Source organism: Microcella sp., assembly GCF_033763155.1.
Lineage (GTDB): Bacteria > Actinomycetota > Actinomycetes > Actinomycetales > Microbacteriaceae > Microcella.
The window spans coordinates 1-13,318 of record NZ_JANRKZ010000266.1; the positions used below are offsets into that span (position 1 = coordinate 1).

General features: G+C 62.8%; 11 protein-coding genes and 1 pseudogene. 5 read left to right on the plus strand and 7 right to left on the minus strand.

Going from position 1 to position 13,318, the window contains the following annotated elements; translation table 11 throughout:
• The 4 genes and pseudogenes from SFU54_RS11290 to SFU54_RS11305 form a co-directional block, all read right to left on the minus strand.
• Nucleotides 1–471: pseudogene (locus SFU54_RS11290) on the minus strand (ABC transporter ATP-binding protein); the annotation flags it as partial.
• Between the two features lie 56 nt (nt 472–527).
• Nucleotides 528–1,292 carry an AglZ/HisF2 family acetamidino modification protein gene (locus tag SFU54_RS11295; RefSeq protein WP_319016370.1) on the minus strand — a complete coding sequence of 255 codons (765 nt, stop codon included), beginning with the start codon at nt 1,290–1,292 and terminating at the stop codon, nt 528–530.
• Nucleotides 1,289–1,894 (minus strand): imidazole glycerol phosphate synthase subunit HisH, encoded by a 606-nt coding sequence (hisH, locus tag SFU54_RS11300; RefSeq protein WP_319016371.1) that lies wholly within the window; start codon nt 1,892–1,894, stop codon nt 1,289–1,291. The genes SFU54_RS11295 and hisH overlap by 4 nt, the downstream gene beginning before the upstream one ends.
• A complete protein-coding gene (locus tag SFU54_RS11305) occupies nt 1,891–3,054 on the minus strand; it encodes an N-acetyl sugar amidotransferase (RefSeq protein WP_319016372.1) in 1,164 nt (387 codons plus the stop codon). Before SFU54_RS11305 ends, hisH begins: the two co-directional genes overlap by 4 nt.
• A 184-nt stretch (nt 3,055–3,238) precedes the next feature.
• Here SFU54_RS11305 and wecB point away from each other — a divergent pair, with 184 nt between their 5' ends.
• A complete protein-coding gene (gene wecB, locus SFU54_RS11310; protein ID WP_319016373.1) occupies nt 3,239–4,285 on the plus strand; it encodes a non-hydrolyzing UDP-N-acetylglucosamine 2-epimerase in 1,047 nt (348 codons plus the stop codon).
• Here wecB and SFU54_RS11315 read toward each other — a convergent pair.
• Nucleotides 4,269–5,435, minus strand: coding sequence for a glycosyltransferase (locus SFU54_RS11315; RefSeq protein ID WP_319016374.1), 1,167 nt, complete (start codon nt 5,433–5,435; stop codon nt 4,269–4,271). The two genes, wecB and SFU54_RS11315, sit on opposite strands and share 17 nt — an antisense overlap.
• 175 nt (nt 5,436–5,610) lie before the next feature.
• Between SFU54_RS11315 and SFU54_RS11320 the strand changes: the two genes are divergently transcribed.
• The 3 genes from SFU54_RS11320 to SFU54_RS11330 are packed head-to-tail and all read left to right on the plus strand — an operon-like array spanning nt 5,611 to nt 9,216.
• A complete protein-coding gene (locus SFU54_RS11320; protein WP_319016375.1) occupies nt 5,611–6,729 on the plus strand; it encodes a hypothetical protein in 1,119 nt (372 codons plus the stop codon).
• 5 nt (nt 6,730–6,734) lie between these two features.
• Entirely contained in the window at nt 6,735–7,883 is a 1,149-nt protein-coding gene (locus tag SFU54_RS11325) for a glycosyltransferase (protein ID WP_319016376.1), read from the plus strand.
• A 34-nt stretch (nt 7,884–7,917) separates the two neighbouring features.
• The gene (locus SFU54_RS11330; protein ID WP_319016377.1) at nt 7,918–9,216 is read left to right on the plus strand and encodes a nucleotide sugar dehydrogenase; all 1,299 of its coding nucleotides are present in this window, start codon (nt 7,918–7,920) and stop codon (nt 9,214–9,216) included.
• A gap of 39 nt (nt 9,217–9,255) precedes the next feature.
• Here the strand turns inward: SFU54_RS11330 and SFU54_RS11335 are convergent, their stop codons facing one another.
• Entirely contained in the window at nt 9,256–10,401 is a 1,146-nt protein-coding gene (locus tag SFU54_RS11335; RefSeq protein WP_319016378.1) for a glycosyltransferase, read from the minus strand.
• 145 nt (nt 10,402–10,546) lie between these two features.
• On the opposite strand from SFU54_RS11335, the gene SFU54_RS11340 reads away from it, so the two are divergent.
• On the plus strand, nt 10,547–12,376 hold the full coding sequence (locus SFU54_RS11340; protein ID WP_319016379.1) for a hypothetical protein: 1,830 nt from the start codon (nt 10,547–10,549) through the stop codon (nt 12,374–12,376).
• 53 nt (nt 12,377–12,429) lie between these two features.
• Here the strand turns inward: SFU54_RS11340 and SFU54_RS11345 are convergent.
• Nucleotides 12,430–13,318: DUF2142 domain-containing protein (locus SFU54_RS11345; protein ID WP_319016380.1), on the minus strand; the 889-nt coding region annotated here is incomplete at its 5' end.

Below are 13,318 nucleotides of genomic sequence, written 5' to 3' on the forward strand. Positions count from 1 at the left end.
GACGAACTCGCCGAGCAGAGTCGCTCCCGGCAAGACAAAACTGTTGACCGTTGCGTCGACACCGGAGTCAGAGAACCGCATGATGTCGGCAGAGTTCTTCTTCAACCGGTCTCGCCACGGGGCTGTGATGTATGCCCGAAAGAGCCGATCGCCGATGGCGACCTCGTACCGCGGAATACGACGAGTGGCCCACCAGGTGACCAGAACCGCGAACGCACCCTTAGCGACCATGAATACGCAAATGACCAGAATGACCCACACCACACCCATTGAGTCGAGGGTGCCGACGAGCGGAAGCGTGACGGGAGATCCTGTCGTAATGGGGCCAATGACGGCCGCGAGAAGTCCTAAAGCAGCAGCGTCAAAGATGGCAAGCGAGGCGAGCAGCCAGGAATAGAGGTTCAGGAACCGCGCGCCGCCGAGCGGGAACACCGCCACAACATCGCGATAGAGCCTGAGTACGGACTTCACGGGAGCCTCCATTCGGCGAACCTCAAGAGTCTACTGGGCCATCCATTGGCCGACCGTCACGGCCGAGAGAGCGCGCGCACCTGTGAAGGGGTGGGATAGCTGATCAAGACCGCTCGATGCTTGCCGTTGAGGACGAACATGCTGCCGGCCGCAACAGCTGACGCACCCGCGTCGAGTGCCGGCCGGAAGTCGTCGTAGCCACTGGCCCCACCGAGAGCCACCACAGGAACCGTAACCGCTTGAGATACCGCTTCAATCAGCGGAAGGTCAAACCCCGAGAACGTGCTCTCTCGATCAATCGATGACAGCAGCACTTCTCCGGCGCCCAACTCTTGAGCCCGACGGGCCGCTTCCACCGGGGTCATGCCCGTCTTGCGTCGACCTCGCTCGACGGCAGTATCCCAGCCGCCCGTGAGTCGTCGTCGCGCGTCAACACTGACCACCGTGCTCGACGAACCGAGAGCAAAAGCAACCTCGCTGATCGCTTCAGGATTGGTCAGTGCAGCGGTTCCGAGAACGACCTTCTCGATGCCGATTCCCGTGATGCGGCGCGCTTCTGCAGCGGAGGCGACTCCACCGCCGTAACCCACCGGCATGAACGCCTCGCTCGCGATCTCTTCGATGAGTGTGTAATTGACCCCGGTCTTTTTGACCGTCGCGTCAATGTCACAAATGAAGAGTTCGTCGACCTGCTTCTCGTTGAAGATGCGCACCGCGTTGATCGGATCGCCGATGTAATGCTCACCCTTGAAGCGCACCGGCTTGACGAGGTAACCATCGCTGACGAGCAGCACCGGGATCACCCGGGGGAAGCCGCTCATGCCGCCGCGAAATTCTTGAGAATGGTCATCCCGAAAGCATGGCTCTTCTCGGGATGGAATTGCGCTCCAACCACGTTGTCGGCCCGAATCATCGAGGCGAACGGTCCCCCGTAGTTGGTCGTGGCGAGCTGGTCTTCTTCGCGGTTGGGGACCACGCGATAGCTGTGGACGAAATAGAAGCGGCTGTCGTCGGGAAGACCCTCGACGAGCGGATCAGCGCGTGTGGGTTCGACCGTGTTCCAGCCCATGTGCGGCACTCGCACTCCTGCGGACTCGCTGAATCGAACACTGTTGCCCGGCACGAGCCCCAAACCCGGAGACGTTCCCTCTTCGCTGCCGTCAAGCAGGAGTTGCATTCCGAGGCAAATGCCGAGGAGGGGACGACCCGATGCAGCAAACTCGCGCAACGCTTCAACGAGACCTCGACTCTGCAACCGATCCATGCCTTCATCAAACGCACCGACCCCTGGCAAGATGACTCGCTCGCTGGCCAAGACCTCGTCTGGCGTCGAGACGAGCGTTACCTTCGCGCCTGCCCGCTTGCCCATGTTGACCACCGACCCCAGGTTGCCAAGCCCATAACTCACGAGCGAAATGTTCATCGAAGGATGCCGAGCTTTCTGAGGATGCCACCCACGCGCGCCGTGAAGTCAAACAGGGCCTTGGTTGACGCCTCACTGTTGGGGTAATCGGTGTAGTCCCGCGGAGGCGACGCGATGATGGCGTCGAGGTCGGCGACAGAGATTCCGAGTTTCTTGGCGATGAACTCGTGGTCTTGAACCCGTAGATCTTCGGGATAGTTGGGCTCGGCGAGGAGAGCGACAGCCTCGTCTCGAGTCATCTCGCCGGCAAGAACGAGCGACGAGTAGTGCGCGAGTCGCTTGTCGAAACCGAAGCGTTCCGGGAGGTAGTAGCCCTGGAACCACCTGGTGAAGACTGACTCGTAGTGCTTGCCCCCGTAGTCACGCCAGCCAACGTCACGCGCAATCTCTTGCTTGACCTGCGAATAGTGGTAGGGCAGATAGTTGAGAAGTGCGTGAGTAGAAATACCTCGCACATACGGGTACCACAGCGTTCGAACCAGCGAACTCATGACGGGGTAGGTCTTGAGCTTGACGGCGCCAAACCGGCGGTGGATTGCCTTGAGGTGCTTTGAGTCTGCGGAGGTGTAGCCCCACGCGGTCGGCAAGATCGACTCGCTCACGAGGTTGCTCCCCGACAGGATGTGCTTGATGCCGTACTTCTGGGCCTGGTGATAGGCGACATACCCAAACGCATGGTCGGTCGGCGTGTCGGCGTTTGCCGTGCCCGACCGAAGAAAGGCCAATTGCAGGTCTCTCATTTCGCGCCAGTCGACGACCTGCGTGTAGAGGTCGAGCCCCAAGCTCGTGACCAAGTTGTGAATGTTGTCGACTGCCGCCTCGGAGTTCCAGCCACTGTCGAAATGCACACACAATGGGCGCAAGCCGAGTCGAACAGCGCTGAGCGTCAGGTACGTGCTGTCGACCCCGCCCGAGATGCCAATGACGACGTCGTAGGGCTTGCCCTTGCCGTCTGCCTTGATCTTCTCGACCAACGCGGCTAGTTCATCTGATCGCTCACCTCGCTGTGCGCGCTCGAGCGTCGCAGCGTAGCGGCGGTTGAAGAACGCAACATACGACGATGCGCCGTCTGCGTCGAACTCAATATCGGGGTCCGTCGTGTCCATGACGGTCACCGTGCACTGTTGATACGAACGCGTCTCGCGATCGACTACCGACACCGTCAACCTCCACGATCTTCACGCGCCATCTTTTGGCCGCCCGCGCAATTCTACGGGGGCCACGGCACTCGTCGCCCGCGGAAGGCATTCCTCGGTGGCCAACAGCGCGAGTACCACGATCACGAATGGCATCCCCGTACACTGACGGGGTGCAGTCGCGATGGCCTGCAGTCGAAGGAACCCCGTGAAGATTCTCAGTGTTGTTGGCGCTCGTCCGCAGTTTGTGAAGCTCGCCCCCATCGCGCACGCAATGGTCGGGCGCGCGGAGCACGTCATCGTGCATACCGGGCAGCACTACGACGAGCTCATGAGCGACGTCTTCTTTCGCGATCTCGGCATTCCCGCTCCCGATGTCAATCTCGAGGTGGGCTCGGGCAACCACGGTGCGCAGACTGGCGCGATGCTGGCCGGCCTTGAGTCGGTCTTTGACGCACACCGCCCCGACTGGGTTCTGGTTTATGGCGATACCAACTCGACTCTTGCCGCCGCCATTGCAGCGGTCAAGATGCACCTCCCGGTGGCTCACCTTGAAGCGGGGCTCCGATCATTCAATAGACGGATGCCCGAAGAACACAACCGTGTACTCACCGACCACGCCGCAGACCTGCTTCTTGCTCCAACCCTCAGCGCGATGAGTCACCTTCGGGCAGAAGGGCTCGAATCTCGTTCGCTGCTTGTCGGCGATGTCATGACCGACGTGCTCTATTCCGTGAGAGATCGCGTCACGCGAGAAGGCACCGCAACGCCGTTGGGGCTCGACGCTGGGTCATACATGGTCGCAACCATTCATCGCCCCGACAACACCGACGACCCGGCGCGGCTCGCCGCAATCATCTCCACGCTCGCCGGCCTTCCGAAGACCGTTGTGCTGTTCGTGCATCCGCGGCTTCGTTCTCTTGCCCAGCGCCATGGAATCGCTCTTGACCATGGCTCGCTGCGAACAAGCCCCCCGCTTCCATACCCAGAGCTCGTCGCGGCAGTGATGCAGAGCGCGGGGGTAGTCACCGACTCTGGAGGCCTGCAGAAAGAAGCGTTCTTGCTTCGTGTTCCCGCGACGACGATTCGTGCCGAAACGGAGTGGACCGAGACGGTCGATCTTGGCTGGAATGTGCTCGCGAACAACGTTGACGACATCGCGGCCGCCGTCGGACGACGTGCCCCAGAGCCCACAACAGACGAACCTTACGGCGACGGCCACGCGGCAGAACGCGTTGTCACGGCGCTGACCTAGCCGTCAGCATTTCGTTCATGACGCGTTCGAACGTCTCGAGCTGATGCTCCCCCGAGAGTTCACGCGCCGCAGCATCTGAGCCCGCTTTCCATTGAGCAACCTGCTCTGGCCGCAGGGTGTTGAGAAGCTCGGTGAGCGACTGGGCGGTGAAGTCCTTCGAGACAACACCGAGTCCGTGTTGGTGAACGAGCCGCGACATCTCGGGAGATGGGCCGATGATGATCCCCAGTCGGGCTTGAACGTAGTCAAAGAACTTGTTGGGAAGCGCCCATCGATGGTTGAAATTGATCGCCGGCAGAAGGTGAACGCCAAGGTCGTGTTGGCCGAGCACATCGATCAGTTCTGAGTTCGGTACCGGCCCATGAATCGTCACCTTCGGCGTCGTGGTCGCGAGGGCCTTCAGGCTCTGAAGGTATGCGCCACCGTCATCAACCAAGTAAAGATCAAGGGTGACGTTGGCGGTCGTGTCTCTCACCGCAGCGATCATCACCTCGATGTGCCGCGCCGGGCTTGGCACCGCGCTGTGGACAATTCGAATGGGAGAGCCGACGGGAGTGGGTGACTTGCGCTGATAGGCAGCGGCGTTCGCGACGACCACGGGTCTGACGCCGAACCTGCGCGCATACTCGTCAGCGATGCCCTGACTCACTGTCGTGACTCGGCTGACGCGCGGAAGATAGGTGCGCTGGACCCAACGGAAGTTGCGCGCTGACGTGAGTCGGAACATCAACGACTCCTCTGCCTGCCGGGGCGAGTACTCGTGAAGATCGGCAAGCACACCGCGTCGTGCCCGCAGTGTGGAGGCGAGAGGAAGCGCCGTGACGTCATTGGCGATGATGACGTCCCACTCGCGCTCACCCAAGATTGCCGCCGCACTCTGGTCGCGGGGGTTACGGACCGTCAAGCCCCTAAAGCGACCCAGCACGAACGAAATGGCGTAGCGCAACCGCTCGAGACGCCCACCGATATAGGGCGGGAGATCGCGGAGTTCGACATGTTCCACGCCGTCGATGGGTGATGGCCCGAACGCTGCGGATGTCACATCGAAACGCTCACGAAGCCAGCGAATCTGTCGCAAGACCCGAGCGTCACGAGCAAGTTCGGAGTACACGAGAATGAGTACTCGGGGTCGCCCCGACGATTCGTCCACCAGTTCCCCGTCTATCTCAACCACAGCAACAGCGACGCACAGACGACGCGGCCAACAGGCTATCTCACGACCTCAGCGCGAACACGGCTCGGTGAACCGAAGCCCTAGACTCGACGCCATACATCGACGCCTCACGGGAAGAGCTGCCTAAGTGTCGCCAAAGAAGATTCTCTGCGTGTCGTTCTCGCCGATCTACGCCGATTCTCGAGTGCTCCGCCAGCTCGAGGTGTTGCGCGCGCACGGCGACGTGACGACCGTGGGCTACGGTCCGGCGCCAGAAGGCGTCGCTCGGCACATCGAGGTACCCGAAAACGCGTCATCCCTGCCCGAGACGGTGCTCGGCGTCGCCAAGCTCGCCCTCCACCTTCACAACGCCGTTGAGCTAACCGCTCCAGGCGAGAAGGCCGTGCGTACCGCCACCGTCGAGTCGGGACCCTACGATTTGGTCGTCGCGAACGACGCCCGAGCTCTTCCGCTGGCATTCGCTGCGGCGGGCAATGCGCCGGTACTGGCCGACATGCACGAGTGGGCTGCTGAAGAGCGCGCAACGGTGTTCATTTGGCGATTGCTCGTTGGTCCCTACATGGAGCACCTGTGCAAGAAGTACTTGCCCCGCACAACGGCGGTCACGAGCGTGAGCTCGGGATTGGCCGGTCTCTACACCGAGCGCTACGGTGTCGCCACCGAAATCGTGCGCAACGCCGCCGACTTCCAAGAACTCGCGCCGTCTCCCGTCGATCCCTCGATCATCAAGCTCGTGCACAGCGGCACCGCTGACGCCGAGCGAAACATCGTCGAACTCATTGAGGCGGTCGATCGCCTCGGCGAGCGTTTCAGCCTCGACCTCTACCTGCTTGAGGTTCCGGGCGGGCATCTCGAAGTGATCCGCAAGAAGGCCGCCCTCACGCCACGCGTGACCGTACACCCTCCGGTGCCGCCCGAGACCCTGCCCCGCGTGCTCAACCAGTACGACCTGGGTGTCTTTCTCTACCCCTTGCGCACGCTCAGCCACCTCTACCACTTGCCCAATAAGTTCTTCGACTTCGTGCAGGCGCGGCTTGGCCTCGTGTTCTCGCCGGCGCCAGAGATCGATGCGCACGTCGCACAGTATGGGCTCGGGATGATCACGGCCGACACGAGTGCAGACGCCCTGGTCGACGCCTTGCGCGACATCACCGTCGACGATGTCGTGGCGTTCAAACAAGCAGCCGATCGCAGTGCCCACGCTCTCTCGAGCGCTCCCGACCGCGCAACGCAAGACGCACTGGTCGCGCGACTTCTTGCCGACTCATGAGGGTCGTGATCGCGACGCGCATTTATGCGCCCGAGGTCTCTGCAGCATCCGGAATTCTGCGCATTTGGGCCGAAGAGTTTCGTGACCGGGGGTTCGAGGTCACGATCCTGACGGCTCGACCGCCCACCGGTGCGGTGATCGACGACCCGCCAGGAATCGAGGTGCGTCGCGCGCCCGTCAAGCGCGACCGGCAGCAATACGTGCGCGGCTACCTGAGCTACATGAGTTTCGACATTCCGCTCGCGTTCCGACTGTTGTTCTCTCGCCGTGCTGACCTCTATGTGGTCGAGCCCCCTCCCACCACCGTGGCGGTCGTGCGAGTCATCGGGGCGCTGCGTCGCACTCCCTACGTGGTGCGGGCTGCCGACTATTGGACCGAAGCCGCTGAACTCGTCACGCGATCGCGGCTTGTTCTCGGCATCCTGCGCCGCCTCGAAGCGTGGGGCCTCAATGGTGCCGCGACGCTCTTCGCTGCGCACCAACCGCTCATCGACCGGTTTCGGGTTGCGGGCATTACGACCCCGGCGATCCCCATCGGCTTTGGGGCTGACACCAAAGACTTCCACTACGACGGGCAAGACGCTCCACACGATCCGGTCTTCGTCTATGCCGGCACGCACTCTGAGTGGCACGGAGCCGGAATCTTCGTTGACGCGATGCCCGCCGTTCTCGAGCGCTTTCCCGGTGCGCGGCTGGTCTACTACGGCAACGGTGAAGAACGCGACGGGATGCTCGCTCGCGCGCACGAACTAGGCATCGAGGCATCCGTTGCTTTTCACGGCCCGATTCCGCCGGCCGCGCTCTCACCCATCCTGTCGTCGGCGACAGCGTCGGTGGCGAGCCTCACCCCCGTACCCGCCAACGAGTATGCGTTGGCAACAAAGGTCTATTCGTCGCTCGCGGCGGGTTGCCCCGTCATTTTTGCGGGAGTGGGACCAACGATGGAGTTTCTTAACGACGCCGGACACCCGCACGCAGGGGTCGCCGTCGCGTATGACGTCGAAGCCACTGCTGCCGCAATGGTCGCGGCAGCGACCCAGCCGCTCGCGAGCGATGGTCGCGCAGAACTCGCAGAATGGTCAGCCGGCCAATACTCGCTTCGCGCGATCGCCACTCGAGTGGTCGACGAAAGCCTCGCAATCATCCCCGGGTAGACTTGTGTCATCCCTCTGACTCTGGAGAAACTCCGTGAAGATCGCCGTTATCGCCCTGGGCAAAATCGGGCTCCCGCTCGCCGTGCAGTTCGCCAGCAAGGGACACGAGGTGATCGGCGTCGATGTCTCACAGCGCACGGTCGATCTCATCAACCAGGGCATCGAGCCATTTCCGGGCGAGGCTTACTTGCAAGAGATGCTCTCTGACCTCGTTCCGGCGGGCAAGCTTCGCGCGACGACTCAGTACTCCGAGGCCGTTCCCGGTGCGGATGCTGTGGTTCTCGTTGTGCCGCTGTTCGTCGACGAAGAGACGGCCAAGCCTGACTTCGGGTGGATGGATGGCGCAACTCGCTCGCTCGGTGAGGTTCTGACCCCCGGCACCCTCGTGTCGTACGAGACCACGCTGCCGGTGGGCACCACCCGCACGCGCTGGAAGCCCATGCTCGAAGAGGCATCGGGCCTCACCGAGGGTGTGGACTTCGACCTCGTTTTCTCGCCCGAGCGCGTTCTGACGGGTCGCGTCTTTGCTGACTTGCGCAAGTACCCCAAGCTCGTCGGTGGCCTCTCTGAACGAGGCGCGGCCAAGGCCGTTGACTTCTACCGGGCGGTGCTCGACTTCGACGAGCGCCCCGATCTGCCTCGTGGCAACGGCGTGTGGGACCTCGGCAGCGCCGAGGCCGCAGAGCTCGCCAAACTCGCCGAGACGACCTATCGCGACGTCAACATTGGACTTGCCAATCAGTTCGCCCGCTTCGCGTCGACGGCCGGCATCGACGTGTATCAGGTCATCGAGGCATCGAACTCGCAGCCGTACTCGCACATTCACCAGCCCGGTATCGCGGTGGGTGGCCACTGCATCCCCGTCTACCCCCGCCTCTACCTGTGGACTGACCCGGAGGCGACGGTCGTTTCGGCCGCGCGCGCCGCTAACGCTGGAATGCCCGACTACACGATCGGACTACTCGAGGGTGCCTACGGCGACCTCACCGGCGCGAAGGTTGCCGTGCTCGGCGCCTCGTACCGCGGTGGCGTGAAAGAGACGGCGTTCTCCGGCGTCTTCCCGGCTGTCGCCGCCCTTACCGCACGCGGTGCGACCGCTCTCGTGCACGACCCGATGTACACCGACGAAGAGCTCGAGAAGCTCGGATTCTCGGCGTATCACTTGGGTGAGCCGGTCGACGCCGTGGTCGTACAGGCCGACCACGCCGAGTACCGCACTCTCACCCCGAGTGACCTTCCGGGCCTGCGCGCCTTCATCGACGGACGTCGCGTCTCTTCCGCAGACCAGTGGCCCGGCGTTGCATACCGTGTGATCGGCAAGGCGATCGCCTAACCGCTGTGGCGGCAGCGCGCCGCACGGGCGAGCGAGTAGCTAGGCCCCCACCTCGGCGAGGAACCGAGGGCCTTCACCGCGGGTCGAGAAGTCGAGAGCCGCACGGTCAGCTGCCTGCTTCATGGCGGTTATCTGCTCGGCCGAAAGGGCATTGAGCGCCGCGGCAAGATCGTCGCCGGTCCACCCGTCGACCACGATGCCAAACCCGTGCTCACGCACGAAGCCAACGATCTCAGGGCTCTCGCCGATGACAACGCCGAGGCGCCCTTGAATGGCCTCGAAGAACTTGTTCGGCAGCGCGTAGATGTTGTTGGCGAAGCGGGGCGGAAAGAAGATGAGCTCGAGGTCGTACCCATTGAGCGCGCTTGCCACCTCGGTGACCCCCACGGGCTCGCGGAACGTCGCCCGCCCCGCAGCGATCGCAGGATGCGCGCGCAAGGGTGCCAACGAACGCTCGTCTCCGAGAACCATGAGCACGAGATGAAACCGCTCGTCGAGCAGCATCGAGGCGTCGAGCATGATGTCGATTCCGCGCTCGACCGCGGCGTAACCGTGGTGAACAAGCATGATGTGTTCGGGATCAACCGGTGACGGTGTCAGCTCTTGATAGGGCGCGATGTTGCGGATGACACCGGGCCGGGCGATGCCGTATTGATCCCGGTAGAGGTCGGCGATGCCTTCGGCAACCGTGAGGTGCTTGGTGAACACGGGCGACGTGATGAAGGTGAGCAGCCAGTCGTCATAGGGCGCGATGAGGGCGTTGTAGACCGCGCCCGTGCCATTTCCGGAGTAGACCTCGTGGAGGTCGAGAACGACCGGCCCTGTCGCCATCGCGGGAACCGCTTCGACGGCCCAGGGAAGCAGGTGATGGTCATTCACGATGATCACGTCATACGTGTGGCCAGCGAGTTCAGCGGTTGGCATATACGGGGCCACCAGGCGCCTGAACCGTGCGCGCGCGGGCAAGAGAGCGTGAATAGCGACGCGAACGGGGAGAGACGGCTGACCAATACGAAACCGGGCACCGCTCGCATCGGGATGCTCAGGCCCCTTGCTGAGAACGTCGACACGATAGCCCGCCGCCTCGAGCCACCGGATCTGGTTCGAAACACGGCCGTCATTGCCGACGGGCGAGTAGCACACGATGAGCGCGCTCTTCGCGCGCTCCGTTTCCTGGCCTGACACCTCGCTATCTTAGCCGCTTGCCGTCACCCGCCTCGGCCGCGTTGTGCACGCGGCCCGCGGTCCCCGACGTGGCATGATAGATCGTTGTGCGTGCCCGCTGTTGTGTCGCGCGGCGAGCCCCAACGACAGAATCGGAGAAGTACACGTGTGCGGAATCTTTGGCTACATCGGCCCCGACGCCCTTGACTCCTCGGCCGCCAAGATTCTCGTGAAGCACGCGCAGCAGCGCGGCCGCGACTCGAGCGGCATGGTCATCCACAGCACCGCGGGCTACCACGCGTATCGCGCCGACGACCCGATCGACCGACTGCTCAAGCGCATCCCTCCGCTCGGCAATCTCTTCTTCGGCCACAGCCGTCTCGTTACCAACGGAACGGGCGACAACCAGCCGGTTTCGCGTGAACAGGTCATCGTTCTTCACAACGGCATCGTCGTCAATCACGAAGCACTCTGGTCGGTCATCGGTAAGGCCCCCGAACTCGAGATCGACACCGAGATCATTCCCGCGATCATTGCCTCGCACCTCGACGGCGGCGGCACGATCGAGACTGCTGCGGCTCGCGTGATGGAACTCGCCGAAGGCGTGGTCGCGTGTGCGGCTCTCGTTCCGCGCCTCGGCAAACTGCTGCTCTTCTCGAACAACGGCAGTCTCTATGTCGGCAACACCGGCGGCGGCCTGATCTTCTCCTCCGAGCGCTACCCCCTCGAGCAGATCGAGGCGACGGATGTTCGCCAGGTGCTTAACGACGTGGTCATCGTCGACGTTCCGGTTCAGACGGAGCCCATCGAGCTCTCTGAGTGGAAAGATCGCTCGGTCAACCTTGTGCCTGGCCTGGGTTTCTCGGCCGAAGAAGAGGCATTGCTCGTCTATCCCAAGCCCGACTTCCGTCGGTGCACGCGGTGTGTTCTGCCCGAGACGATGCCCTTCATTGCGTTCGACGAGCAGGGCGTCTGCAACTACTGCCACAACTACAAGCCCCGCAACCACCCGCGGCCGAAAGAAGAGCTGTTCGAACTCATCAAGCCCTTCCGTCGCGCGTCGGGCGACGAAGTGCTGGTTCCCTTCTCGGGTGGGCGTGACAGCTCATACGGACTGCACCTGATCATTCACGAGCTCAAGCTCAAGCCTGTCACGTACACCTACGACTGGGGCATGGTGACCGACCTCGGTCGCCGTAATGTCAGCCGCATGTCGGCCAAGCTCGGCGTCGAAAACATCATTGTGGCCGCCGACATCACCAAGAAGCGCGACTACATCCGTCGCAACCTCAACGCGTGGATCAAGTCGCCCCACCTCGGCATGCTGAGCGTGCTGACAGCCGGCGACAAGCACTTCTTCCGCCACATCGAGACACTCAAGCGGCAGACGGGTGTCACGCTCAACCTGTGGGGCATCAACCCGCTCGAGGTCACGCACTTCAAGTCGGGCTTCTTGGGGGTTCCGCCAGACTTCGCCGAAGAGCGCGTCTACAGCCACGGTGCCATGAAGCAGTTGCGCTACCAAAGCCTGCGCTTGAAGGCCATGCTGCAGAGCCCCGGGTATTTCAACCGCTCGATTCCTGACACGCTACTCGGTGAGTATTACCGCAGCTTCACGACCAAGTCGGACTACTTCCACTTGTTCGACTATTGGCGCTGGGACGAAAAGCTCATTGAAGACACGCTCGACAGCGAGTACGACTGGGAGCGCGCGCCCGATACGCAAACCACCTGGCGCATCGGTGACGGAACGGCCGCGTTCTACAACTACGCGTACTACACGATCGCGGGGTTCACCGAGCACGACACCTTCCGCAGCAACCAGGTGCGCGAGGGCGACCTCACGCGCGAAGAGGCTCTGCGATTGGTTGAAGAAGAAAACACCCCGAGGTACCCGAACCTCAAGTGGTACCTCGATGTCGTCGGTGTCGACTTCACTCAGGCCATCACGGCCGTGAACAACGCCCCGCGGCTCTACAAAGAGCTCGCCGACTAACCGTCAGAACATAGTGGTGGCCCCGGGCAATGCCCGGGGCCAGCATTGCGTTGTCAGGGCGTAGGACTGACGGATGCCCTCGCCGGGCTCGCCTCGACCGGGGCTTCACCGCGTGTGGTGCGAAGAGCACTCCACAAGACCGCGAGGAGTCCGGCGTAGGCCAGTGCACCGATCACCCAGACCGCGGTCGGCCCGACGGGGAAGCCATCCCACCACCACTCGGCACCGGCATCGAGATTGAGACCTTGCTGGTCGGCACCCGTCACGTAACGGCGAATGTTGACCTGCAACGCTACGAGGTTGGCGACAGCCAGTGCGCCCAGCACAACCAGTGTCTGCGGTCGGGTAAAGCGCAGATTTCGTCGGGCCGGATCAACGAGCAGAAGGAAGGTGAACAACACGATGAGGGGGAGAAGGTAGCGAGGTTGCAGGTTCGCCCCCACCTTGTCGCCGCCCACCGTGAGCACGTAGACCGGCAGTGCAATGAGCACGAACAGCACACCAGAGAGGGCGAATGCTTTACGTCCGTTCAACCGGCCGAAGCCCGCGAAACCCACCACGATGAACGCTGCGGTCGCTGCCCAGACGACGATGGCGGGCAACTGGGTGTCGAGCCAGCCGAGCCCCCACGAACCCCACACTCCCGTCCAGAGAAACGGCAGCATGAGCAGGTTGTAGGCGGCGAGAGCAAACCCGCTGAGCGGAGCCTCTTCGCCAGTGGTATCGCCTTCGACCGGAATCGTCGCGCTGCCACCCCCCGTGAAGCCGATCGACCCGACGCCCGATTGACCCGCAATCGCGAAGAAGAGCAGAGCGATCGCCATGCCCACGCCCGGAAGGATCGCCCAGCGCCACCAGTCACGGCTCGGCGACCAGGTGAGCACAATGATGGCGACCGTCGCTCCGAACGCGTAGACCGCGGCGTCGCCGCGGGCTCCCGAT

Coding starts and splice junctions, on each gene's coding strand:
- SFU54_RS11295 (WP_319016370.1), bottom strand. CDS start 1,292: ATGAGCGGCTTCCCCCGGGTGATCCCGGTGCTGCTCGTCAGCGATGGT.
- hisH (WP_319016371.1), bottom strand. CDS start 1,894: ATGAACATTTCGCTCGTGAGTTATGGGCTTGGCAACCTGGGGTCGGTG.